This window comes from Paenibacillus sp. FSL E2-8871, from assembly GCF_038000345.1.
Taxonomy (GTDB): Bacteria; Bacillota; Bacilli; order Paenibacillales; family Paenibacillaceae; genus Paenibacillus_AQ.
In genome coordinates this window covers 4,739,403-4,763,821 of record NZ_JBBOBV010000001.1, presented here as the reverse complement: position 1 = coordinate 4,763,821, position 24,419 = coordinate 4,739,403, and the positions used below count along the sequence as shown (strand labels likewise).

The following is a 24,419-nucleotide window of genomic DNA, read 5'->3' as shown; positions in this document are numbered from 1 at the left end:
ATCCTCCTAAGAATGTTGGTTGGCTATGTTTTTAAACCGACATCACATACAGGCTTATTATAACACATCCTGAGTCAAATACTAAATAGGATAAACAAAAAAATGTCCCGGTGGGACGATTTTTATCCAGCCCGTATAGCATTTGTACTCAAACTGTTTATAATCACCATAACCAAATAGAATCGATACAGAAAATATTACTTTAACTGCATTGATCTACAGACTTATTATGAAGATGCATATTGACCGCTACCCGCATTTCATCGATGTCAAATGGCTTTGTGAAATGCATCAATGCGCCTAGCTTGGTTGCTTCCTTAATCATATCCAGCTCCCCATAAGCGGTCATCATTATGACCTTAATGGATGGATTTAGTTCCTTCAGATGCTTCAAAATCTCGAGTCCATCCATTCCCGGTATTTTCATATCGAGCAAAACCAAGTCAGGAGACTCACTGCGAACAATGTCTAAGGCCAATTTTCCGTTAGCTGCTTGAAATGTCGTATATCCTTCGCTATTGAACACTTCCATAAGAAGAATCCGAATCCCATTCTGATCATCGACAATTAACACTTTCTTTTTTTCCATATAATACCCTCCCAGAGATTAAGCCAGATTGACTATACCGCGCTCTCCACAGCTAACGGCCCCTTCAGAAACTAACCCATACGAAACCTATTATTCGTGCTTCACTGCTCAAATCCTGCTAATTGGATAAAATGGGTAAATAAAGAGTCTGAATTACAATGATGTCATTTACACAGCTCTTCAAAATGGACAAACAGGCATAAACACCTTCGGCGTCCCTATAAGGACGATAAGCGTTTAAGCGAAAAATATTAGACATAAAGGATAGATGAACAACTTATACTTTCGAATAGTTTAAAAAAAGAGCCTCCTATGGGAGGCTCTTCAGGTTTGATACAAAACCCGTAGGTTCTGATTATATTTACAAAATTACTGCTGTTCGGAATGAGTCAAAGAAGCTTTGACGAAATCACGGAACAACGGTTGTGGACGGTTCGGACGTGAAGTGAATTCCGGATGGAATTGAACCGACAAGAACCAAGGATGTCCCGGAAGCTCTACGATCTCAACTAAACGGCCATCTGGAGAGGTTCCGGAAATAACCAGACCTGCTTTTTCAATCTCATCACGGTACGTATTGTTGAACTCATACCGGTGACGGTGACGCTCATAAACCAGTTCATCATCGTAGCAAGACATTGCCAGGGAACCCTCAGCAATCTTACAAGGATACAAGCCAAGACGCATAGTACCGCCCATATCTTCAATATCCTTCTGCTCAGGAAGCAGATCGATCAGTGGATATGGTGTGTTCGGATCGATTTCGGAGCTATTCGCACCTTGTAGACCTAGAACAGAACGGCCATATTCGATTACGGAAACTTGCATACCTAAGCAAATTCCGAAGAAAGGTATCAATTTCTCACGGGCATAACGAATCGCAGAGATTTTACCTTCAATTCCCCGATCACCGAAACCACCAGGAACAAGAATACCACCAATACCACGCAGCATTTCATCCACGTTCTCATCCGTAATTTCCTCTGCATTCACCCAGCGAATCTTAACCTCTGCATTAGCAGCAAAGCCTGCGTGTGAAAGTGATTCAACAACGCTCAAATAAGCGTCATGCAGTGCTACGTACTTACCAACAATCGCAATTTCCACTGTTTTTTCAAGCTTCTGAATCCGTTCAAGCATACTTTCCCATTCACGCATATCTGGTGCAGGTGTCGTAAGCTTCAAATGATTAACAACAATCTCGTCCAATCCTTCATCACGAAGATTCAATGGAACTTCATACAACGTTGAAGCATCGCGGCATTCCACAACAGCATTAGCATCAATATCGCAAAAGAGTGCGATCTTCGCTTTCATATCTGCGGAAAGCTCATATTCCGTACGGCACACGATGACATTCGGTTGAATACCGATACTGCGCAGCTCTTTAACACTGTGTTGTGTCGGCTTTGTCTTCACTTCTCCAGCAGCCTTGATATAAGGAATCAAGGTTACGTGGATATACATCACATTTTCCCGTCCGATATCACTCTTGATCTGACGAATGGCTTCCAGGAACGGAAGACTTTCAATATCACCTACGGTTCCACCAATCTCTGTGATTACAACATCAGAGTTGGTCTCGCGGCCTGCACGGAACACGCGTTCTTTGATCTCATTCGTAATGTGTGGGATAACTTGTACAGTTCCGCCCAAATACTCTCCACGACGTTCCTTGCTGATTACGGATGAATAGATCTTACCTGTCGTCACATTGTTGTTCTTTGACAGATTAATATCAATAAACCGTTCATAGTGTCCAAGGTCAAGGTCAGTCTCCGCACCGTCATCGGTTACGAATACTTCACCGTGCTGATAAGGACTCATCGTTCCAGGGTCTACGTTAAGATACGGATCAAATTTCTGAATCGTTACCTTTAGACCTCTGTTTTTGAGCAGCCTGCCCAGCGAAGCGGCGGTAATGCCCTTGCCCAGGGAAGACACAACGCCACCCGTTACAAAAATATACTTTGTCACTGTAAAACCCTCCTAAATAAAGTCCAGACATAAAAGCGGCGCATGGTGTTTATCGTAACCCGTTTTACTATCATCAAAACAGGGGAAATCAAAAGTTTGATTCACCGGGGAAAACATAAAGCGTCGTCCCGCAAATTACATAAAACTACAGCTACTTTGCATCTAAAAAAACAAAAAAGTGACACCCGTAGAACCGGGGCACTTTTTATTTTAAGAAACGCGTTTATTAACTTACATGATAAGCCCATGCAATAGTTTACTCTGACGTTCCCCCACTGTCAAGGGAGGAATTAAACCATCAGCAAGACTCTTTGAAATTATTTATCTTACTTGTCAGCTTCTGCATCGTCTTCATCTGAGTCATCTTCTGCATCGTCTTCATCTGAGTCATCTTCGTCTATGTCATCTTCATCGATCACGACATCTTCGTCGACTTCTTCTTCGCTGTCGTCGTCGGAATAGAGGTCGTCGCGATCTTCGTCGATAGCGTCGAAATCCTCTTCTTCAGCAGCGTAGTTTTCTTCTTCTTCAGCAAAGTCGTCATCTTCCAAATCATCGTCTTCATCGTTGATGATACGCACGCGTTTGGTGTTACCAACCGGATCATCAGAGCGCTCTAGAGGATACCAGCGTTTCAATCCCCAAAGGTTGGTTCCGACACAGGCAAAACGCCCATCAATGTTAATCTCGGTATATAACTGGGCAATAGTATCTTGGCTTTGTTGATCGGTCATGCCGCGCAACTTGGCTACCTCGACCATCAGATCACGGTAATAATACGGTGTATTGGCTGCCTTAAGCACTAGAAAGGCCAAATCCACCATCGGCATTTCTTTAACTTTCTCAGGGTCTAGCTTTAAATTGAGTGGCGTACTCACTAAAGGACACTTCCTCTCACGCATTGTTCACATTACGGTTTATTTCAATAATATCCATTAACAAAACTAAGTAAAACCTATTTGACAACAAATTGCAAGTCAAAAGCGGTAACAGCTAACAGAAAGAGCCTTCAGGCTGTTATCCATAGCAGATACCTGTCTCCATCTTGAAGAAGGATAAACCCAAAACATATGTACCCGTGTGAAACTTATAATTCCTTTTAAATAAAAAAAGGCGGAGGAAACCCTCCGCGCATGACTGTATCCACGCCAAGGATCGGCTCCTTACGTGATGTTACAAAGAGAGTGTTAATCTCTTCTGTCTATTTTATGTAAAGCGCCGTCTTTTGACACGATGGGCAGCCCATTTCGTTAAAAAAGGGCAAGTTCCCATTCGGACCCCCTCTTCCACTCATACAATATGGCAGCAGGGCACCGAGGAGGGGACAGCGAAACCTATGGACTATTACAAATTTTGGAACATGCTTCTTGAAGAAATATCGGTTGCCCCCAACAATGGTGAGCGGCGTATTCTTACCTTCAATGATCCCCGCCAGTATGCCGGGGCATTCACACAATGGAAGGCGCTGAAAGCGAAGCAGCCTGAGCTGCGGCAAGTGCAGGTATCTCCGCTGATCCGGGCCTTTTTTGTGCCTGCTGCCGGAGCTGGAAAACTAATGAACCGATTTGCAGACCTCCTAAATGTCGAAGAGGATCTACAAATACAAATCCATTCCATAGCTAACGAAAAGAGCGGTACCGCCACACTCCCTTGGGGAGTAAAAGCCATTCATGCTCCTCAGGCATGGTCCAAATCAACCGGAGTTCACGTCAAAATCGGCGTAATCGACACAGGTGCTGATTACCGCCATCCCGATCTGAAGCATTCATTAGCCTCTGGGGTCAACTTACTACACCGCGGAATGTTGCCGCTAGATGATAATGGACACGGAACTCATATCGCCGGCACTCTAGCTGCGGCAGGAGGAACACGCGGTATGATGGGAGTGGCTCCACGAGCGTTGCTATATCCAGTCAAGGCCTTTGATCATAGTGGCTCCGCGTATGTATCGGACATTGTACTGGGCATTGATTGGTGCGTACAGAACAAAATTGATATCATCAATATGAGCTTCGGAATGAAAACTAGAAGCAAAGCGCTTCACAATGTGGTTATTAAAGCGTACCGAGCCGGAATCGCTGTCATCGCCTCATCCGGGAATGATGGAAAACGTGGCGGAGACTATCCCGCACGTTATCCTGAGACGATTGCCGTGGGCGCCATCGATAAAAGACATCGTGTTGCTGGCTTCAGCAACCGCGGTTCTTATATCGATGTCTATGGCCCCGGCGAAGGCGTGACCTCCTGTTGGCTGAAGGAGGGCTACAAAGAGATGAGCGGCACCTCCATGGCGACCTCGCATGTCACGGGAGCCGCTGCACTGCTGCTCGCGGTGCGACCGGGGCTCTCGCCAAGGGAGCTGAAGCTGCTCTTGCGCCGCACCGCGTCCCCGGTGCGGCTGCGCAAGGGGCAGCGACGCGCATCCCTTGGCGGCGGCGCTGCCGATGCCCTACGCCTGCTGAAAGCAGGAATGAGGGCCAAGCGGGCGGTATCCGCGAACGTATAGAACCTGCCCGGGCACCGGGTGGGTCACTCTGACGTGAGCGCAGCTTGTGCCGGTGCGAAGAACGGCACAAAATAAAATCCGCCTCCCAGAGAACCGGAAGGCGGATTTTTTGTCGTTTGATGTTGAATTACATGCGGTCTGGTGCGGAAACACCAACAAGACGCAGGACATTAGCAATGGTGGTACGCGCAGCACCAAGCAGTGCAAGTCGTGCCACGGTTTGAGCGGCATCCTCAGTGATTACACGTTCAGCTTTGTAATAACTGTGGAACATCGCAGCCAGCTCATATACATAACGGATGAGGCGATGTGGAGCATAACCTTCAGCCGCAACAGCAATTTCTGCTGGGAGCTCACCAATTTTGCGCAGCAGGTCATATTCATGCACTGCTGTCAGCTTGGAGAAGTCAATCTCAGCGTAATCAGGAATGGAGATCCCTTGCTCCTCTGCCTGACGGAAGATGCTGCAGATACGCGCATGCGCATATTGAACGTAGAATACAGGGTTCTCATTAGAAGTAGAGATCGCCAAGTCCATATCGAAATCGAGATGGGAATCCATGCTACGCATGGTGAAGAAATAACGAATCGCATCGATTCCTACTTCTTCCATCAAATCTTCCATCGTAACCGCTTTGCCGGTACGTTTCGACATTTTAACCTTTTCACCATTCTGGAACAGGCTGACCATCTGAGCAATCAGAACCACTAGCTTCTCAGGATCATTGCCAAGTGCTGACATCGCCGCTTTCATCCGCGGAATATAGCCATGATGATCCGCACCCCAAATGTTAATCATTTTATCGTAACCACGGCCATACTTATCGCTGTGATAAGCAATGTCCGGTGTAAGGTAGGTGTATGTGCCATCGTTCTTAATCAGAACGCGGTCTTTATCATCGCCATACTTAGTCGTTTGCAGCCAGGTTGCCCCATCCTGCTCATAGACTTCTCCACGATCACGAAGCTCATCTAGCGAGCGTAACACTTCTCCGTTCTCGTACAGGGAAGTCTCACTGAACCAGATATCGAAGTTTACGCGGAATAGTCCCAGATCACGTTTGATTTTATCGAGCTCTTTATTAAGTCCATAAGTCCGGAAAAAAGCTGCGCGGTCACTCGGGCTCATTTCGAGTAGTGTATCACCCTTTTCAGCCACAAGCTCTTTAGCAAATCCCTTAATATCCTCGCCATGGTAACCGTCTTCAGGCATTTCTGCTTCTTGGCCCAGCTCCTGCAGGTAACGAGTTTCAATGGATTTGCACAGGTTGACCACCTGGTTACCGGCATCATTAATATAATATTCCCGTGTCACCTGATAGCCTGCATAATCAAGTACGTTGCAAAGCGCATCGCCGACAGCAGCACCACGAGCATGTCCTAAATGAAGGCTACCCGTTGGATTAGCGCTGACGAACTCCATTTCAACCTTCTGACCTTGACCGATGTTAATACGGCCATAATCATCACCCTGCTCAGCAACAAGGCTGATAATTGGATACAAATAATTCTTGGACAACGTAAAGTTAATAAAGCCTGGTCCGGCAATCTCAGCTTTTTCAATAGAAGCGCTGCTAGTATCCAAATGTTCTATAATTGCCTCAGCAATTTGGCGCGGGTTACGTTTTGCGATTTTGGTCAGCTGCATAGCAGCGTTCGTAGCCAAATCACCGTGTGCCTTATCTCTTGGTACTTCCAGTACGATATCCGGAACCTCTTCCGGTGCAACAATTCCTGCATTTACAATTGCATCGGCAATGGCTTCTTTTACCCGTTCATTCACTAGCTCCAACGGATTCTTTCTCTGTGTCATAATTTCGGTTCCTCCTGTATATGCAAACTAATAGCAAACTTTCCTGACAATTCCTCGTATACGTACAAATCATATTCCCATGCAACCGTTAGGGAGCGCCCTTCGCGCACCACGTCCAGCTTGTTCGTTTCTGTAGAAAGATTAAACTGTGTATATGGTGAACGATAGAATCCCGGCAGACGCCGTCCGGATTGAAAGCTCTGTTCCGACTGTATCCCACCGTGGCGGATTAGCTTTAGCTGTTTGCCTGCAATCTTTATTGTTGTACGAACAGAAATTTCCTCTCCTCGAGGGCCTTGCTCTAACTCTTCATATTGAATATATAGATGCGGTCCTTTGGATACTACCTCTCCATTCGCTTTCATAACATTCCGCTGACCATCTTGAAGGCTCACGAGCGTAATAGAGACGTCATATTTGTTAGACTGTAATTCGGGCATCACACGTTCCTCCATTCTGCAAGCCTCTGCATTCTGCATAAGAAAAACGCCTGTCGTAAAACTTAAACATTTTTATATTCATTCAAAGGCCTATTCGCTTTCCCATTGTACACTATATCCAGTTCAAAGAAGCATTTCAATCTCAGAATCCATTAGATCTAGCTTAGCTCATAAAATTTTACCATATTGATGGATAAAAGCACACTTGGAACATGTAGTAAAACTGTACACAAGTGCAACCAACTTCATAATCACAAAAAAACGGTTCCCTTAGGAACCGTTTAGAAAACTATAAGCTATGCTCGCTACCTTTACTAACCCGCCCGTTACAAGGACAAAATTTTCAACGAAAATCTAAGTTGCCAAGATGCGCCGCCATCTTTAGTTACATATAACGATGAATAATCGCGTTCGCGAACGGCTAGCCAGCCTTCTTTATTACTAGTGAACGAGATTACTCCTTCATACCCAGCAATCGCCGGAAGATTGGTCCACTGCTTGCCACCGTTATATGTGCGTCCTACCGCTACTTTTTCTGCTGCGTCGGAATAACCCACCAAGAAGGTCGTATTGTTCCCTATCAGCTCCAAATTTCCCGGTCTGCCAGACGCAGGCCCTTTATTTACTACAGCTCTTCCACTACCCGGAGCAGGCCCACCCCCAGCAGTTTCCTGAGCGATCACTCTATTCCAGCTTTTACCCTTATTCGTACTTGTATATAGGGAGTATGAGGTTTGACTCATCCCTGAGCCGCCATAGAGAACCACATCAACTTGATCTCCCTTTGAAGTAATTTGCCCATGCTCTGGATCGGTAAAGGCTACCTTTAACGATAAACTCCAAGTTTTGCCACCATCTGCGGTCTTCATTACCCGGTAGCTGGTTCCAGGCACAGTTACAACGGCCCAGCCGGTATTACGATCACTGAAATAAGCACCGCGTGTATTGGATGGGGTTGAAATCTTACTCCAGCTAAGTCCCCCGTCCTTGGTGTAATACGTTGATGCCCTGTTATACCCGAAACCAATCTTACTGTCGATAAAATCGATTCTTTCAAAGCTAACAGCTTTATTCGAAAGTCTTTTCCATTCTGAGCCGCCATTAGAGGTACTGATTAAATATCGAGCTTGACCGTCTTCTACAGAAGCAAGGGCAAAACCATGCACGTTATCGGGAAAATCAATCTGTTTAAAGCTCCATTGGCCTTCATAAATTTCTTGAAAATTGCAGCCTCCATCAGAAGTGCCAATCATAAATCCATTGCCTGCTGCCCGTCCGATATCTCCATTCAGAAACTGAACATCAGAAAAGGTAAGCGGTGTGGATACGTCTCCTGAATGCTTGTTTTGCAGAGACTGTAGTAGCCCATGATCTCCAGTGCCGCACGCCGCTGGTGTAGCCGATGCCGCAGCATGTACAGAAGAAGCTGATGCACCCCAGCCTGAAACCATTATTAGCGTCGCCGAAAGGGCGGTTATTGTCGATCTGTGAATCTTTTTCGTCCAGTTCATAATGACACCTCCTATTGTATATATACCCTAGCTTTTAATCTCTACTCTTTTATACCTCCTGAAGCACGCATGATCCACCATTGAATAGTCACAAAATGGAAACAGTTTGTCATCTCCTATTTAAATCTCCTCCGGTGATAGTCCCTTTAACAGATCACCTAGTTATACAATGAATATCCTTCCAATTCCTTTCCCATAATACAAGGAGAAGGGAGTCTGGTATCATGTCACGTGAATCAACGAGTCCACCCAAACGAAAAAGCCGCTTCCGCCGTTTATTCCGGCTGCTGGTAGCCATGATTATATTGTTTCTACTGACCACGGTAGCTCTGCTCGGTTACCTATACCAAAAAGATCTCCCTCCCATTGGCGACGATGTGCGCTCCAAGCTACTCGACTCCAGGGGCAATATTCTTGCCACCTTTACCTCAGACGGGCGTAGCCGTGAACCGGTCAAATTAAGTCAAATTTCTCCCTTGCTCATTGAAGCCACACTAGCCGTCGAGGACCGTAAGTTTTACGAGCATTCCGGATTTGACATGAAAGGGATGGCTCGGGCCGTGCTCGTCAATCTGGAAGAGGGAAACCGAACGCAAGGGGCTAGCACGCTAACTCAGCAGCTCGCGAGAAATCTTTATCTCTCCCACGAGAAGACATGGACGCGCAAAGCTAAAGAAGCCTTGTATACGATGCAGCTCGAGATGAAATACAGCAAAGATGAAATCTTGAACATGTATTTAAATAACATCTACTATGGCCATGGTGCCTATGGCATTGAAGCAGCCTCTCAAATGTATTTTGGTAAATCTGCAGCAGACTTAGACTTGGCAGAGAGTACCATGCTAGCTGGAATTCCAAAAGGACCAACCTATTATTCGCCGTACAATCATTTAGACAACGCTAAAAAACGCCAAAAAATCATTTTGACTGTCATGACCAATTTAGGAGAAATCACACAAAAAGAAGCAGGACAGGCTGTTCAGGAAGACTTGAACTTAAAACCACAAGGCCAGAAGGATACCACTGTGGTTGCACCTTATTTCAGAGATTATATCCGCAATCTGGCCACAGAATCTCTTCACATCAGCAGTGATGAGCTGGAACAAGGGGGACTAAATGTTTACACTACCCTTGACCCTGACATGCAGCATGCTGCAGAACAAGCAGTCGACAAAGAGATGGATCAAAAGAGTGATCTGGAGACCGCTCTTGTTTCCATCGATCCTCGCACTGGCTACATTAAAGCTATGGTCGGCGGAAAAAATTATCGTACCAACCAATACAATCATGCTCTAGCCACCACACGTCAGCCTGGCTCGTCCTTTAAGCCGATCATGTACTTAGCAGCACTCTCTTCTAAAGAGATGACTGGTCTTTCCGTTTTCAAAAGCCAGCCCACGATGTTCCATTATGATAACAATCGCAAAACCTACCAGCCTCGGAACTTCGGGGATAAGTATCTGGGCGAAATCAATATGCGACAAGCTATTGCAGCATCCGACAATATCTATGCTGTGAATACGATCATGAAGATCGGCGCGGATAAGGTGAGCGAGATGGCAGGCAAGATGGGCATTGATAGTCCGCTTCAAAGCGTGCCGTCACTGGCACTCGGTACCTCACCGATCAGTCCGCTAGAAATGGCTGCGGCATTCGCTGTTATTGGAAACAGTGGTCAGAAAATGCCCACCACAGCCATTCTAAAAATAACGGATTCTAATGGTATGGTGCTGTATGAAGCACCACAGTCAAAGGGTGAAGCCATTGTAGAGCCTTCTGCCGCCTATGTGTTGACCCGTTTAATGGAGGGGGTATTTGAGACTGGGGGGACAGGAAATCGCGTAGCTTCTATAATCAAACGTCCGGTAGCCGGCAAGACTGGAACTACGGATACAGACGGCTGGATGGTAGGCTTCACCCCCGAGCTGTCCACTGCAGTTTGGGTTGGATATGACAAGGGGCGCGACATCACAACTACCGATGGCCGACGGGCAGCTCCAATTTTCGCGGAGTTTACTGAAAAAGCGTTGGAAAATATCCCGCCTAAGATTTTTCCCATTCCAGATGGCGTAGTCAGTGTATACATCAATCCGCAATCCGGTAAGCTAGCTACAGCAGCCTGTCCCGAAAAAGAACTGGAGACTTTCATTAGTGGAACTGAGCCCACCGAATACTGTGATCAACATGGCAAAGCTCCCGTTGTCGATGATGTACAAAGCAAAGTAGATCCTGCTGAAGAAAGTCGTTCCCTGTGGAACAATATTAAACGCTGGTGGTTGAATTAACCTCTTCATTAATTGAAGAGGTTTTTCTTTTTTATTACTTATTTATTGTAGAATTCATAGGATGGCCAAACTCGATTTTCACTTCTCCCACAAAGGATGTAACCGCTTCATTAATTATATTCACCCCATTCTCTTAACTCACAATTACTGCTATAATAGTTAGTAGCAACCAAAATATAAAGATGTAAATGAGGGACATGGGATGAAGGATACAGGCATGATCCGGAGTTTAGACAGTCTTGGGAGAATTGTGGTTCCCGCAGAAATCCGTATGACTCGTAATATCGACATTGGTGATCCTATCGAATTTTTTATATTAAACGATAACACCATCATACTCAGGAAGTACACCTCGACAGAATGTACGTTTTGCAGAAGCCACGACCATGTCACCTACTATAAAGAGCAATTTATTTGCAGTAGCTGTCTAAAAGAAATTGCCGACCCTGAACGCATGTCTCAAGTGCCTGAGGCGCGCCAAGATTTTGCAGGCGAAGTGTCAGAACACAGCAGCACGATCCGGAAGACGAAGACAGAGGATATGTGCCAACGCCTGGAGCGGGCCATAGAAGAACATCCATATGCCAATCAGAAAGAGCTTGCTGAAATTCTTGGGATCAGTCAAGCCAGAGTAAGTCAACTCAAACGCAAACTTAGTACGGCAGGCAAATCGTAAACTAATTCATTATGTTCAATTCAAAAAGGCCTCGACTCTCCTATATCAGGATGTCGAAGCCTTTTTTCTGTATCAGGTAACCTTGACCGGGTGATTCGTTCCTACTCGTTCAGTGCAGCTTTAAGCTCATCGGAGGACGCAGTCCACCATGCCTCATTATGAGAGATCAAGAGGGATTTGAGGGCAGCTTTTTCAACTGCGCCAAGCCCTCCCACATCGATTTTGCGTTTTAGAGCAGCATCCAACTTATTGACATGCTCGGCGAGAATTTTCCAACCGCGACGCGCTTCCGTATCGATCCACATTTCGCAGGCCGTTATTCCACCATAGAATTGACTATCCTGTGTACGGTCCACTGCTACCCATACTACCCAAACCTGTCTACCATTAGGTACATCTTCACGGTTCATGGAGAATTTAATCCCCTTTTCAACCTTACTCTTGGCATGCATGGCACCAATATCAATGACTGCTTCACCGCCATCAATAATGACAGGCGATACGTTATTGAGCTCTATAGAGCCCGCTCCAAAACCTTTATGTTTACTTTTGGCATTCACAATATTTAAGGCAATCTGTTTCTTGCCCTCCGGTTGTATGTTGTCCACGAGTGCACACCCTTCCTCTTACGAATAATTTAATTTTAGCTAATAATGCGGCGATTGCAAACATATACATCCCGTAGATGCTTGTCACGGGAGGAATCACACTATGAAGTCACTGTCATTAAGGTACATCATCATCTTTGCGACCCTGGCCACCCTCGTGCTATTAGGAGGCATATGGGTCTATTCGGGGGATAACTCCACATCTTCTGTTACTAGCTTTGTTTCAAAAGAGGCCAAGTCCTCAAGCGGTATAGCTCCTGCAGCTGCACCACAACAGACACTGCCTGAAAGCGCCCCCGTTCCAGCAGAAGAGGCATTAAGTCAACGAGTTGTCGAGTATCACATCGATGTTCAGCTTGTTCCTGATACAGAAACCTTAATCGCTTCTGAGACGGTAACCTGGACACACCCCGGTGTAAAACCGGTAAGTGATCTATATTTTCATATGTATCCAAATGCTTTTGCTTCATCAGATACTACCTTTATGAAGGAGTCCGGAGGAACGCTCAGAGGTGACACCATGCCAGAGAACGGCTTCGGAAGTATGACTTTAACCGATTTGCGCACAACAGAAGGAACATCACTAATGCAAAGAGTGCAATTTGTACAACCCGATGATGGTAACGTCAACGATAAGACACTCCTAAAGATACATCTCCCACAGCCGGTTAATGGTGGAGAAAGTGTCACGCTTAAACTCCAGTACGAGGTCCAGCTCCCCAAAATATTTGCCCGTATGGGCGCATCAGGCAATTTCGTGATGGCTGGGCAATGGTTCCCTAAACTTAGTGTATACGAGCCTATGGGCACACGCGGGGTTAAGGAGGAAGGCTGGGATTTGCATCAGTACCACGGCACCTCTGAATTTTACAGCGATTTTGGCATCTTTAATGTAACGATTGCGGTTCCTTCCGACTACACGGTAGCTGCGACCGGATTTCCTGTGAAGAATGCCAAGCTAAAGCAGGATCAGAAAATATATCAGTTCTACGCTGACGATGTCCATGACTTTGCGTGGGCGGCATCCCCTGATTTTACAGTAGCCGAAGAAGCCTTCTCTACGCCAGAAGTGCCTGGTGTACGGATTAAGGTGTATCTCGATCCATTACACAAAGACTTAAAGGAACGATACCTTCAGGCCGCTAAGGCAGCTCTGACCTACTTCAGCAAATGGTATGGTCCTTATCCCTACTCGACTCTGTCTATTATCGTTCCGCCTAAGGAGGGGAATGGGGCTGGAGGAATGGAGTATCCAACACTCATTACAGCGTTTGGAGCCACAGACTCTTCTCCTGACACCTCACTTGAAAGAACCGTCGTTCATGAAATTGGCCATCAATACTTTTACGGCATGGTAGCCAGCAATGAATTCGAAGAGGCTTGGCTAGATGAAAGCTTCACTTCTTATGCTGAAGACAGACTCATGGAGCAAGAATATGGCATCAAAACGAATCTCTCTCTTCAGTCCAGCTTGGTGACCAAATCAGAGCCGCTAAATTTAGAAACATGGAAATATGCCGGGGCAGAATCCTATAGCCGGAATGTGTATATTCGCGGAAAGCTAGTACTTAAGGATATTGAACGCCAAGTAGGCACTAAGGCAATGAACAGCATCATGTCCACTTACGCACGTAAATTCCGTTTCCAGCACCCCACTACGTCTGATTTTCAAAAAGTCATTGAGAAGGTAACCAAAAAATCATGGCAGCCTTATTTCGAAGATTATATTTATGGTGGTGGTGCTCCTGATTTCTCAGTAGATACGATTACGATTAAAAAGAATGGCAACAGCGATGCTCAGAGCTATGAATCCATAGTAAAGATTACAAACAAAGGGAGCCATTACGTTGACGTTCCCATTAAATTCACATTCGCCGATGGCTCTGCTACAGAGCGGGTCTGGAGCGGTGAAGGAGCAGAGACTACCTTCCAATTGTTAAGCGATAAGCTTCTGCTCTCTGCTGAGGTTGATCCTGAGCATACCATTCTGTTAGAAAACAAACATCTTAATAACTTCAGACTGGCGGAAATAGAGCCCAAAACGCTCTCCCGCTGGACATTAAGTGTAACTAAACTAGTTGAAACCGTGCTCGGAACTCTTGTCTGGTGAGGTGAATGATTGTGAGAACATCGATAACCCGCGGCTGGCAAAGCATGAAGGAGCAATTTTATATTCTGATTCTGCTCTTCATCTACCGACTGCTCTGGGGCTACTTTATGTACGGCTTCATCCGGTCTGCTATCGTTCCAATTCTACTGCGTTATCCAGATAAAGACGCTGGAGGCAGCGGAATGGGCAGACTACTCTATTATGTCGAAGGGCAGTTCAGCTTGAACACAGATCCTGCGATACGTACTTGGTTATGGATGTTCCTAGGGCTTGTTGTCTTACGACTGCTACTCTCCCCCTTCATAAGGGCAGGATTACTGCATGAACTCCATCAGGAGCGAAAAGGAGAGCGTGGCCTGTTCTTTTTTCCAGGTATGAAGCTTTATGGATTTCCAGTGTTTATCTTCAGTCTAATCGAATGGGCGCTGGCTCTACTTCCGTTATACTGGCTTGCTCCAAAAATGTACGGGCTATTCTTGTCCTCCTTTCTGAACTACTCTTTGTTACTTCATCTAGTTCCATACGTATTGGCATGGCTTATATACATCTTTATCGTGCGCCTGTTCCTTCTATATATGCAGTTTGGTTATACCAGCGGCACGGGGATGTTCTCCTCCTTATTCGTTTGCTTGAAGTCGCTGATTCCGGCAATAGGAATTTCAATCATACTTGGTGCAGCAGGCCTGATCCTTTTGCTAGTGTGCGGACTAACGGGTATCTTCTGTCCTGGCCTACCAGCGCTTCTTATTCGTCAACTTTCATCACTGCCCTCAACACTCTTCAAAATGTGGGGAATTTCGGCTCAATATCATCTATGGCACAGTAAAGCATTTCCACAATAATTTGAAACATTACAGAACATAATATAAGAGTCCCGGTTCCTGAATCAGGAGTTGGGACTCTTTCGCGTTATAGACAAATTATGAGGATTTGCAAAATCGTAAAGACTTTGTTACAATAAGTCCTGTTCCATTGGTAACAAGTTTGTAATCATTTGAAACGATTTCTACATAACTTCATGTATTTGTCGTAGTCATGTCGATAAGTCACTATCTGGTGCATAAAACGCCGAATTCCTTGCACCGGGAAGTGGGGGAACCATATTTTGGGTGAATTGATCTCGCTTTGCAGTGATCATAGGGGAACCTTCTACCGAATCCTTAAGCTAACCTCACAGGCATTGGAAGGGGTACAATTTTTTTGAAGAATTTAAGAAAAGCATGCGTCGCTGCGGCGCTAGGACTTGTGATGGCGTTCTCTATTGGTGGAGGAAGTGCCTTTGCAGATTCTAAGATGGACAGTGTTATTTCAAAGACAATTGGAGTTGCCTATAAAACCGGAGGCACTAGCACTGCCGGGTTTGACTGTTCTGGATTTACTACGTATGTATTCAAGAAGGTGGGTCTTTCTTTGCCCCGTACTTCAAAAGCTCAATATAATGTCGGAACTCCTGTAGCCAAAAGTAAATTACGTTCAGGTGACCTAGTTTTCTTTAACACATTGGGCAACGGCGTATCCCATGTCGGCATTTATGTTGGAAACGGAAAATTCGCACAATCATCATCTTCATATGGCGTGACCATCACTTCACTTAGCCAGTCCTACTGGGCCAATCGCTACGTTGGTGCTAAAAGAGTAATGAGTACTTCCTCATATCAAGCTATAGCCTACGATTAATACTTCCCCACAACTATAACCTCACAATTACATTATATAGACCTGGGTTTGATTATTGACTTAATCGAATCCAGGTTTTCTTTTGCCTTATTATATTCTTTACACCTCTAGAACGGACTTTAAACACTTTTATTTGATAAAAATTTCAATAAATATAAAAATTAGTTTAATATTATCGCTTACATATGCATTTTGTCTTTAAAAAAACGAATTTTTCTGCATGATTATGTTAAAAACGATTGCCAAGCGGCACTCTGTTTGTTACAATAACTGCAGTAAGATTTTAGTAACATTTTTGTAATCATTAAGTTGTTATTTACAAAGGTTTTGTCATGTATTGATTACAAGCTATTCCTAATCAACAGTATCAGCCGAGTTTCCTAACTATTAGGAAAACGGGGGAACCAACTTTGGGTGAATTGACCTCCATTTTTAGAGGGGTCATAGGGGACCTTCAACCGAACCCTTAAGCTAACCTCGTAGGCATCCGGAAGGGGTATAAACTTTTGAAGAAGAAGCTAGCAGCAGCAGTACTTAGCTTTTCCATTATTTTCACCATCGGAGCAGGAAGCGCTTTCGCGGATTCCAAAATGGATAAAGTGATCGACAAGACCATCGGAACTAAGTACGTATCCGGCGGCATCTCCACAAATGGATTTGATTGCTCCGGATTTACAATGTATGTATTTGATAAAATTGGTATAAACCTACCACACCAATCAGGTTCCCAGTATCAAATGGGCACTGCTATCTCCCAAGATGATTTAAGATCTGGAGATCTTGTATTCTTCAATACAAGTGGTAAGGGTGTCTCCCATGTCGGTATTTATGTCGGTGAAGGCAAGTTTGCACACGCATCTTCCTCACGCGGTGTAACGATTAGCTCCCTGAGTGATAGCTACTACGTGAAACGCTACATCGGTGCTAAACGAATTATGAGCACGGATGCTTATCATTCTGTTGCTTCTGAGACAGAAGATAATGATGATGTTCAATAAGTAAATCGTACATAGGCTCTTTTCCAAGATGTTGATTCTTGGGGAAGAGCTTGTTTTTTGTCTTATTTAGTATTTACCCCTCTCAGAATTTGTAAAACAATAATCCTCATAAATTTCTGAGTCGACCATGCCTCTTTTTGTATATAATTAGTTACAAGCATAAACGCCTTCGATGTCCTTATAAGGACCATAAGTATTTTAAGCTAGAAATATAAGACATTTAAAGTTCCCCCGTGAAAGGAGGTCCTTGACCTTATGATAAATCCCTCTGTTACTTTTCATGTAGCGCCTATGGAGACCAGTCACGCGGAAGAGATTTGCAACTGGGATTACACTGCCCCTTATAATATTTACGGCTGGATGCCGTGGGAGCAAATGCAGGCTCTTGGAATCGAGTTCGGTGACCCTCAGCTACGGAATGAGCAATATGTCTCCATCTTAAATGGGCAAGGGATTTTGTGTGGATTCGCGCAGTTGTTTCCATTGGAAGGTGTTGTTCGCTTGGGGATTGGTATGCGCCCTGATCTATGCGGTCAAGGTCTAGGAAAAATATTCATGGATGCAATCGTGCAAGCAGCCTTAATTCGTTATCCTGAGCGTGAGATTGATCTAGAGGTATTGACCTGGAACCAGCGGGCAATCCGAACTTACCAAAAGTGTGGATTTACGATTACCGATACGTATGAGCGCCTAACCCCCACAGGAAACAAACCTTTTTATTGCATGGTCTATGATAAATAATATTAAATTCCATATTTTTCAATGATTTGATGGCATTATCGTTCATTTTTTTGTCACAAACCCTATGATAACGCTTCACCTTGAGCTATAATGTAGGGAGCAGCTTACATAGAAGGGACGAACTGGGATGCAGAAATGGATCATGAGCGGTTTGTTTTTTGCCGCCTGTGCCTTTGCGGTAGTACTTATGTTTACACTTCCAGGTAAAGAAGAGGTAGCTGAACAGAATAAGCCGACGATGCCGGAAGTCCAATTGGATGCGGCAAAGGCCGAAGCAACCGTGAAAGCCAGCTGTATCACCTGTCACGGCGATCAGCTTCAAGGTGGAGTTGGACCCAGTCTTCAAAATGAAGGCGGTCAGCATGATGCTGAAGAAATCTACAGTATCGTCACTAAAGGACGAGGTCAAATGCCTTCCTTTAAAGAAAAGCTAGCCCCTGAGGAGATTGCAAACGTCGCCCTCTGGCTCTCAGAGAAAAAGTAACAGTAACTACTACCTAAGCAACTAAAAACGCCCGTGCCAGAAGATAGTTCACTATCTGCGCACGGGCGTTTATTTATGAGTTTAGGTGACACTAACGATTTTTCTCAAAGGCTTCATTAAATTCATGTGCCTCTCGAATATCTAGAGCTGTAATACCGTCTTCCTCATTTGATTTCAGTCGTAAAGTCACTGTCTTATAATCAATCGTAATATGTGGATGGTGATCAAAGGCTTCTGAAATGGTGGCTACTTCATCAACGAAAGCAATACCCTTCATATATTGGCTGAACATATATTTTCGCACCATGGTATTCTCTTCCAGCTTCCAACCTTCCAGCTTGCTGATCTGCTCACGCAGTTCTTCTTCGGTAAATAACAATTCGTTTCCTCCCTTACTAAAAATTGCAGTAAAATCCGCAGGTACCTTTACTCGTCTTATTCGTTAAACAAAACATCCCTTAGCTTCTGAGGTCCAAGGGATGTGCCAGGATAAAGGCAATATTTTCGATTAAATGTATTCAAGAATCCCAGCGATTATAACTCGGCTACACCAATTTTAACACGGGCTACTAACTACGGGCAAATTACGCCCCGCGGCCCCTTCTTCTTAAATCAAAACAACAGAGGCTAAATCCTCTTCTCCGACTAAAATATTAATGCGGTGCGTGTCCTTATCGTAGATGATAACGCCGCTCCCCACCTCAATCATAGGTTCATTACCCAGCGCGAAGAAAAGATCCTCAGCCAGTGCCTCCCATACCTCCATCTTGGATTCCTGCGGCAATTCTTGCCACTCTTCCGGATCCATTTCAAAAAATAAGTACCCATCGGAAATTCTTCCGACAGCCTCAGTCAAATCCGTTAGGATTTCACCGTAATCTCTACCATGCTTTACACCCACATGTATCACTCCGTTTTCTCCACAGATGAATAATTACTTACCTTATCCATTATAGCCGAAAAAATGACTTCACAAAAAACGGAATGATGTCGATAAATAAGAATATACGTTATTCGGTTTCGAACAGAGTGCCTTGCCGCTGTTTCAAGGATGATATACGCGGCTTTGTCGGAACACATCTTATAATCTCATGGACGAGGTGCATAATGGAAATTTCAACAATACTCGGTTTAATTTTTGGTCTAGTTGCAGTAATTTGGGGTATGATCCTCAAGCACGCTCCTCTTCACGCTTTAGCCACACCCGCTGCTTACGTTATTATCTTAGTGGGGACGGCGGCCTCCATCTTTATGGCCTTTCCAATCTCGGAGGTCAAAAAGATTCCAAGTCTGTTTAAAATAATTTTTGTCAAAAAGAAATTAATCAGTAAATCCGAATTAATTACTATGTTCATGGAATGGGCTTCTATTACACGGCGTGAAGGTCTACTGGCTCTTGAGTCTAAAGTCGATGAAATAGAAGATAACTTCCTCAGAAACGGCATGCGGATGATTATTGATGGGAATGATCAGGACTTTGTCCGCGATGTTCTCATGGAGGACATCCACGCCACAGAGGATAGACATAAAGCAGGCGCACTCATTTTCACACAAGCAGGTATGTATGCTCCTACACTTGGCGTGCTCGGGGCTGTTATCGGACTTATCGCCGCTCTGGCTGATATGAGTGATATGAACAAATTGGCTGCAGCAATCGGGGCGGCCTTCATCGCAACACTACTCGGTATCTTTACAGGTTACGTATTATGGCATCCTATTGCCAATAAGCTAAAACGACTTTCCAAACGTGAAATTGAAGTTCGAATGATGATGGTCGAAGGTCTTTTGTCCATACAATCCGGTGTATCCACTATTGCCATCAATCAGAAGCTTGCTGTCTTCCTGACACCTTCGGAACGAGCTAAGTTAAATGATGAGAAGGAGAGTGGATCGGGTGAGCAAAAAGACTAGACGACACGAAGAGCATGAAGAACACGCCGATGAATCGTGGCTACTGCCTTATTCTGATCTTATGACCCTTCTGGTAGCCTTGTTCATCGTAATGTATTCTATGAGTGCAACGGATGCCAAAAAATTCGAAGAGATGAGTCAAGCCTTCAGTTCTGCTCTTAATGGCGGTACAGGTGTTCTTGAAGAGCGGGCGGCAATGCCATCTAAGAGTCAAGAGGATTTAGGAAAAAATGATCAAATGGATAAATCAGTAACCAAGAAAAATGAACAAACAGAAATGGCTAAGCTGCGGCAAAAGGAACAAGAGGATTTAGAGAAGCTTAAGAAGCAGTTTGATCAATATATCAGCAAGAACGGCCTTACCGATCTACTCAGCACTAAGCTCAATCAATCCCAACTTATGATTACGATAAGTGATAACGCACTGTTCGCATCCGGACAGGCAGTAGTTAAAGATGATTCTCGGCAATTAGCAAAGTCCATCTCAACCATGCTGCAGCAATTCCCGGATTATGATGTAGTCGTGCAAGGACATACCGATAATATCCCTATCTCTAATAGCGACTATTCTTCCAACTGGGACCTGAGCGCCGATCGCGCCCTTCAGTTCATGAAGATTTTGCTAACAAATACGAACCTGAATCCACGGAAATTTAGTGCGATTGGATACGGGGAATACCACCCCATTTCTGAAAATACTACAGCTGTTGGACGAAGTAAGAACCGCCGGGTTGAAGTATCCATTATTCGTAAATATCAAGAAACCAAAGAGTTCTCAGGTATTGCTCCTTCCGATGAATAATGGTTATCCTATTACAAGCATAAAGAGCTGTCCCAAGGTCTTAGACCGATGGAACAGCTCTTTTTTGATACATTGTATTCAAATCTAGGCTCTTCTAGGTTATAGAAGTTCGTAGTTCAGTGTAGCTCCAAGTTCTTGCTTCTCTTCAGCAGACAGCTCACGCCATTCTCCTGTTTGTAATGCCCCTAGACGAATATTCATAATCCGAATGCGTTGAAGCTTTCTAACCTCGTAGCCAAAAGCGCTGCACATACGGCGGATCTGACGATTCTTACCCTCCGTCAAAATAATACGGAATACACGCTCTGTAATACGAGTGACCTCACAAGGTAGCGTCTTCTCACCTAATATCTTTACGCCGCTGGACATGCCGGTAATAAATGATGGCGTAATCGGTCTGTCTACAGTAACAACATACTCTTTTTCATGCCGACCTTCGGCCCGTAAAATCTTGTTAACGATGTCCCCATCGTTAGTAAGCAGAATCAATCCTTCTGAATCCTTATCGAGACGCCCAATCGGGAAGATTCGCTCATGATGACCTACAAAATCAACAATATTCCCCTTAATATGCTGCTCTGTAGTTGAAGTGATACCCACTGGCTTGTTTAACGCAATGTAAACCGTCTGGCTTGATGTTTCAAGCGCAACACCATCTATTCTCACATCATCGCCTGGAACGGCCTGACTGCCAAGCACAGCAGGTTGTCCGTTGATCGTAACTCTACCACCTTCCACCAGCTTATCTGCTTCACGGCGTGAACAGTACCCTGTCTCACTGATGAATTTATTAATTCTCACGTTGTCCTTCACTCCGTTCATCCTTAATATTAAGCCAAGGGGTATCCGTACCAGCTGCAGGCAGCTTAATCATAACAGTTGTCCCTTGACCCACTTCACTTTGTATTTCCAAATGACCCTTATGAGCCTGAATAATACGTTGGCTAATCATTAGCCCTAAGCCTGTTCCCGACTCCTTATTGGTGAAGAAGGGCTCACCCAGCTTAGGCAGCATATCCTTAGGAATTCCTTCGCCTTGATCTGAAATAAGAATGAAGACAGAATCCAAGGTATTTCTTAACTCCATTGAAATCACACCACCATCAGGCATAGCTTCAATAGCATTTTTGACGATGTTAATAAACACCTGCTTTAGCTGGTTCACTTCACAATGAACGGTGGATGGATATTCAGAGAATGTCGCACTAAACTGAATCCCAAACAAATGAGCTTGACTGTCTAATAGAGAAACCACATCACCAAGGATATCCCGCACATCTTTTTCCTGAAAATGAACAGCTTGAGGCTTGGCCAAAATTAAAAATTCACTTACGATCAGATTAATCCGCTCGAGCTCGGACAACATCAGTTCAATATGGAGGGGGACCAAAATCTGCTTTTCTTGTTGAAGCTGCAGAAATCCTTTTAGCGTCGTAAGAGGATTACGAATCTCATGAGCTACTCCCGCGGCTAATTGGCCAACTGTAGTCAGCTTCTCAGAGCGTCTAAGCAGTTCCTCCATTCGGTTACGTTCCGTCATATCACGTGAGACGTGAATAAAGGAATGTGGATACCCGTCTTCATCACGAATCACTGAGGTACTAACACTAACTTCAACAATTGCTCCATCACGTTTAAGTCTTACGGTTTCAATTGGTGGTAGAACCGCACCACTCTTTAACGCATCAAGCCGCTCTTCCTCCTGCTTAAGCGCTGTCGCAGGCACAAGGTAAGGCTTATTCCCTAGCACCTCTTTGGCACTCCATCCATACAGTTCTTCGAAGGCTCTGTTCGTACTAGTAATTCGGCCGTCCATATCGATGGTATGTATCGCATCAGAGGTTCCATTAATGACCGATTCCAAATGCTCCTTAACTGCTCGGTTCTCTTCCAGTGTCTGTTTGAGTCGATTAGTGCGCTGCATGAGATGAGCCGTCATAGCGTTGATTCGTAGTGCCAGTTGCCCTAACTCATCCCGGCTAGTTACCTTAAGTGGAGGCTCGAATTTCCCTTTGGCTACATCGTTCACTTTGGCAAGTATCGCCTGAATAGGACGAGTAACAAATCCAGACAGTATGTAACTACATAACAAGAATAATGTAAGTAATAACAGTGAAGTTGTCAGATTATTAATTAATTGTTCATGAACCACAGATGAAATCACGGAGTAATCCAAAACGACTCCAATCACATAAGCTTTCAGTCCAGGAGATTGGATAGGGATGAAGCTTTTGAGCACTCTTTTTCCAAGCACTTTCGTCTCCAGTGTAACCGGCTTCTGCTTCTCCTGAGCCAATAGAATCGCTGTTCTATCCTGCTCCACATTACCATAAGTATAGGTGCCGTACTTAATGGGACGGTTACCAAGATTCTTATTCAATGTGTCAGTTCCGTCAGCCTTCATACTTGCTGAGCCAAATGTTACTGGGTTAAATCCTGTGAGTTCTAAGATCCCTGGATTAGCTTCTTTAGTCTGCGCTGCGATTTGATCGGGATTGGTAATCTTGACATAGTCGCTGGCTGCAGTATTGAGAATAACAGGATTTATGATGTAGTTGCTCTCTTCATCATGGTAATATCCCCACTTTTCAATGAAATCGAGATTGTAGGTTGAATAATCAAAAGGGCCTGACCAAAAATGGTCCATGGCCTGCCCCTGACCCACGGATACCTCCTGATTATCGAACAACTCCAAAAAGGCCAGATACCAGTACCCCCAGTCCTTTGTGGACACCCCAATATCACTAGGTAGCGAAGACCTCGCTATTACAATATCGTTATCAGTCTTTACCAGAATTGAAATATTAGACACGCCCACCTTGGAAGTTAGGGCCTTAAGTTCTTCATTCGTCACATTCCTATAGTCGGGGTCCAGCTCCTCGGAGGCAAAGATAGCCGCCATCCTTAAATTATGCGCAATTTGATATTCTACATAGTTAGAGCTATAGTTACTTTGTTCTACAGAAACGGCCATTTGCATAGCGGTTAGTTGCATATTATTAATGCTTTCATTCCGTAGATTATTTTGGGCGGCATAAAGGTTAAATGTCAGGTTCAGTGCTAAAATTAGCAACACCGCCCCAAAAATAATAGCAGATAGTTTTGTCTTTATGGACAAACTGTTTGTTCACCTCTTATCCACTGGTAAATCCTTGCGGGGCCTACAATAAACATCATACCTTTTGCCCTCACATTTGAAAAGACATTTCAATGTAGCGTTCCAATTCAAGAATATTGAAATTCAAAAGGTCTTTCTCTACAATATACAAGTATAAATGCCTTCGGCGTCCT

The 24,419-nt window shown here is 44.5% G+C and carries 22 protein-coding genes and 2 riboswitches; of the genes, 11 read left to right on the top strand and 11 right to left on the bottom strand.

Translation table 11 applies throughout. The features are described from left to right. Positions 1 to 202 precede the first annotated feature (202 nt). The 3 genes from NYE25_RS21640 to rpoE form a co-directional block, all read right to left on the bottom strand. Positions 203 to 589 carry a response regulator gene (locus NYE25_RS21640; RefSeq protein WP_042123230.1) on the bottom strand — a complete coding sequence of 129 codons (387 nt, stop codon included), beginning with the start codon at positions 587 to 589 and terminating at the stop codon, positions 203 to 205. Positions 590 to 958: 369 nt separating this feature from the next. After that, a complete protein-coding gene (locus tag NYE25_RS21635) occupies positions 959 to 2,566 on the bottom strand; it encodes a CTP synthase (RefSeq protein WP_042183974.1) in 1,608 nt (535 codons plus the stop codon). 326 nt (positions 2,567 to 2,892) lie between these two features. Beyond that, positions 2,893 to 3,444: a DNA-directed RNA polymerase subunit delta gene (gene rpoE, locus NYE25_RS21630; RefSeq protein WP_042183972.1), complete on the bottom strand. Its 552-nt coding sequence runs from the start codon at positions 3,442 to 3,444 to the stop codon at positions 2,893 to 2,895. A gap of 458 nt (positions 3,445 to 3,902) precedes the next feature. Between rpoE and NYE25_RS21625 the strand changes: the two genes are divergently transcribed. Then, on the top strand, positions 3,903 to 5,072 hold the full coding sequence (locus tag NYE25_RS21625; RefSeq protein ID WP_341147763.1) for a S8 family peptidase: 1,170 nt from the start codon (positions 3,903 to 3,905) through the stop codon (positions 5,070 to 5,072). A gap of 127 nt (positions 5,073 to 5,199) precedes the next feature. On the opposite strand, the gene argS is transcribed toward NYE25_RS21625, so the two are convergent. The 3 genes from argS to NYE25_RS21610 all read right to left on the bottom strand — a co-directional run bounded on the left by argS (position 5,200) and on the right by NYE25_RS21610 (position 8,836). Beyond that, entirely contained in the window at positions 5,200 to 6,885 is a 1,686-nt protein-coding gene (gene argS / locus NYE25_RS21620; protein ID WP_076121339.1) for an arginine--tRNA ligase, read from the bottom strand. Then, positions 6,882 to 7,325: a DUF1934 domain-containing protein gene (locus NYE25_RS21615; RefSeq protein ID WP_143764154.1), complete on the bottom strand. Its 444-nt coding sequence runs from the start codon at positions 7,323 to 7,325 to the stop codon at positions 6,882 to 6,884. The genes argS and NYE25_RS21615 overlap by 4 nt, the downstream gene beginning before the upstream one ends. Before the next feature lie 326 nt (positions 7,326 to 7,651). Continuing rightward, positions 7,652 to 8,836 carry a hypothetical protein gene (locus NYE25_RS21610; RefSeq protein ID WP_341146804.1) on the bottom strand — a complete coding sequence of 395 codons (1,185 nt, stop codon included), beginning with the start codon at positions 8,834 to 8,836 and terminating at the stop codon, positions 7,652 to 7,654. A gap of 224 nt (positions 8,837 to 9,060) precedes the next feature. On the opposite strand from NYE25_RS21610, the gene NYE25_RS21605 reads away from it, so the two are divergent. Further along, positions 9,061 to 11,121 (top strand): transglycosylase domain-containing protein, encoded by a 2,061-nt coding sequence (locus NYE25_RS21605; RefSeq protein WP_341146803.1) that lies wholly within the window; start codon positions 9,061 to 9,063, stop codon positions 11,119 to 11,121. 202 nt (positions 11,122 to 11,323) lie between these two features. Continuing rightward, on the top strand, positions 11,324 to 11,797 hold the full coding sequence (locus NYE25_RS21600) for an AbrB/MazE/SpoVT family DNA-binding domain-containing protein (RefSeq protein ID WP_076286897.1): 474 nt from the start codon (positions 11,324 to 11,326) through the stop codon (positions 11,795 to 11,797). 101 nt (positions 11,798 to 11,898) lie between these two features. Here the strand turns inward: NYE25_RS21600 and NYE25_RS21595 are convergent, their stop codons facing one another. After that, entirely contained in the window at positions 11,899 to 12,405 is a 507-nt protein-coding gene (locus NYE25_RS21595; protein WP_341050946.1) for a YwhD family protein, read from the bottom strand. Between the two features lie 103 nt (positions 12,406 to 12,508). Between NYE25_RS21595 and NYE25_RS21590 the strand changes: the two genes are divergently transcribed. From NYE25_RS21590 to NYE25_RS21565, 6 genes are all read left to right on the top strand, one after another. Beyond that, a complete protein-coding gene (locus tag NYE25_RS21590) occupies positions 12,509 to 14,515 on the top strand; it encodes a M1 family metallopeptidase (RefSeq protein ID WP_341146802.1) in 2,007 nt (668 codons plus the stop codon). An 11-nt stretch (positions 14,516 to 14,526) separates the two neighbouring features. Continuing rightward, on the top strand, positions 14,527 to 15,357 hold the full coding sequence (locus NYE25_RS21585) for a hypothetical protein (protein ID WP_341146801.1): 831 nt from the start codon (positions 14,527 to 14,529) through the stop codon (positions 15,355 to 15,357). 214 nt (positions 15,358 to 15,571) lie between these two features. Next, a riboswitch (cyclic di-AMP (ydaO/yuaA leader) is annotated at positions 15,572 to 15,710 on the top strand. Positions 15,711 to 15,763: 53 nt separating this feature from the next. Next, complete coding sequence (locus NYE25_RS21580) at positions 15,764 to 16,192, top strand: C40 family peptidase (protein ID WP_042193080.1); 429 nt, start codon at positions 15,764 to 15,766, stop codon at positions 16,190 to 16,192. Between the two features lie 359 nt (positions 16,193 to 16,551). After that, positions 16,552 to 16,693: riboswitch (cyclic di-AMP (ydaO/yuaA leader) on the top strand. A 5-nt stretch (positions 16,694 to 16,698) separates the two neighbouring features. Then, entirely contained in the window at positions 16,699 to 17,190 is a 492-nt protein-coding gene (locus NYE25_RS21575) for a C40 family peptidase (protein ID WP_042183954.1), read from the top strand. A 255-nt stretch (positions 17,191 to 17,445) separates the two neighbouring features. Then, on the top strand, positions 17,446 to 17,931 hold the full coding sequence (locus NYE25_RS21570; RefSeq protein ID WP_341146800.1) for a GNAT family N-acetyltransferase: 486 nt from the start codon (positions 17,446 to 17,448) through the stop codon (positions 17,929 to 17,931). A gap of 127 nt (positions 17,932 to 18,058) precedes the next feature. Next, the gene (locus tag NYE25_RS21565) at positions 18,059 to 18,415 is read left to right on the top strand and encodes a c-type cytochrome (RefSeq protein ID WP_042183950.1); all 357 of its coding nucleotides are present in this window, start codon (positions 18,059 to 18,061) and stop codon (positions 18,413 to 18,415) included. A gap of 91 nt (positions 18,416 to 18,506) precedes the next feature. Here NYE25_RS21565 and NYE25_RS21560 read toward each other — a convergent pair whose 3' ends face one another. After that, a complete protein-coding gene (locus NYE25_RS21560) occupies positions 18,507 to 18,794 on the bottom strand; it encodes a 4a-hydroxytetrahydrobiopterin dehydratase (RefSeq protein ID WP_042123209.1) in 288 nt (95 codons plus the stop codon). A gap of 228 nt (positions 18,795 to 19,022) precedes the next feature. Beyond that, positions 19,023 to 19,316: a hypothetical protein gene (locus NYE25_RS21555; protein WP_042131745.1), complete on the bottom strand. Its 294-nt coding sequence runs from the start codon at positions 19,314 to 19,316 to the stop codon at positions 19,023 to 19,025. Positions 19,317 to 19,522: 206 nt separating this feature from the next. Between NYE25_RS21555 and motA the strand changes: the two genes are divergently transcribed. Both motA and motB read left to right on the top strand, forming a co-directional pair. Then, on the top strand, positions 19,523 to 20,326 hold the full coding sequence (motA, locus tag NYE25_RS21550) for a flagellar motor stator protein MotA (RefSeq protein WP_042123206.1): 804 nt from the start codon (positions 19,523 to 19,525) through the stop codon (positions 20,324 to 20,326). Next, positions 20,310 to 21,128 (top strand): flagellar motor protein MotB, encoded by an 819-nt coding sequence (gene motB / locus NYE25_RS21545; RefSeq protein ID WP_042183946.1) that lies wholly within the window; start codon positions 20,310 to 20,312, stop codon positions 21,126 to 21,128. Before motA ends, motB begins: the two co-directional genes overlap by 17 nt. 99 nt (positions 21,129 to 21,227) lie before the next feature. On the opposite strand, the gene rluF is transcribed toward motB, so the two are convergent. Together rluF and NYE25_RS21535 are read right to left on the bottom strand one after the other, a co-directional pair. Beyond that, positions 21,228 to 21,929, bottom strand: coding sequence for a 23S rRNA pseudouridine(2604) synthase RluF (gene rluF / locus NYE25_RS21540; protein WP_341053378.1), 702 nt, complete (start codon positions 21,927 to 21,929; stop codon positions 21,228 to 21,230). Continuing rightward, positions 21,919 to 24,246 (bottom strand): sensor histidine kinase, encoded by a 2,328-nt coding sequence (locus NYE25_RS21535; protein WP_076301050.1) that lies wholly within the window; start codon positions 24,244 to 24,246, stop codon positions 21,919 to 21,921. The genes rluF and NYE25_RS21535 overlap by 11 nt, the downstream gene beginning before the upstream one ends. Positions 24,247 to 24,419: the final 173 nt, after the last annotated feature.

Coding starts and splice junctions, on each gene's coding strand:
- NYE25_RS21610 (WP_341146804.1), bottom strand. CDS start 8,836: ATGAACTGGACGAAAAAGATTCACAGATCGACAATAACCGCCCTTTCG.
- NYE25_RS21615 (WP_143764154.1), bottom strand. CDS start 7,325: ATGCCCGAATTACAGTCTAACAAATATGACGTCTCTATTACGCTCGTG.
- NYE25_RS21600 (WP_076286897.1), top strand. CDS start 11,324: ATGAAGGATACAGGCATGATCCGGAGTTTAGACAGTCTTGGGAGAATT.
- NYE25_RS21625 (WP_341147763.1), top strand. CDS start 3,903: ATGGACTATTACAAATTTTGGAACATGCTTCTTGAAGAAATATCGGTT.
- NYE25_RS21570 (WP_341146800.1), top strand. CDS start 17,446: ATGATAAATCCCTCTGTTACTTTTCATGTAGCGCCTATGGAGACCAGT.
- NYE25_RS21590 (WP_341146802.1), top strand. CDS start 12,509: ATGAAGTCACTGTCATTAAGGTACATCATCATCTTTGCGACCCTGGCC.
- NYE25_RS21640 (WP_042123230.1), bottom strand. CDS start 589: ATGGAAAAAAAGAAAGTGTTAATTGTCGATGATCAGAATGGGATTCGG.
- NYE25_RS21565 (WP_042183950.1), top strand. CDS start 18,059: ATGCAGAAATGGATCATGAGCGGTTTGTTTTTTGCCGCCTGTGCCTTT.
- argS (WP_076121339.1), bottom strand. CDS start 6,885: ATGACACAGAGAAAGAATCCGTTGGAGCTAGTGAATGAACGGGTAAAA.
- NYE25_RS21605 (WP_341146803.1), top strand. CDS start 9,061: ATGTCACGTGAATCAACGAGTCCACCCAAACGAAAAAGCCGCTTCCGC.
- NYE25_RS21580 (WP_042193080.1), top strand. CDS start 15,764: ATGGCGTTCTCTATTGGTGGAGGAAGTGCCTTTGCAGATTCTAAGATG.
- motA (WP_042123206.1), top strand. CDS start 19,523: ATGGAAATTTCAACAATACTCGGTTTAATTTTTGGTCTAGTTGCAGTA.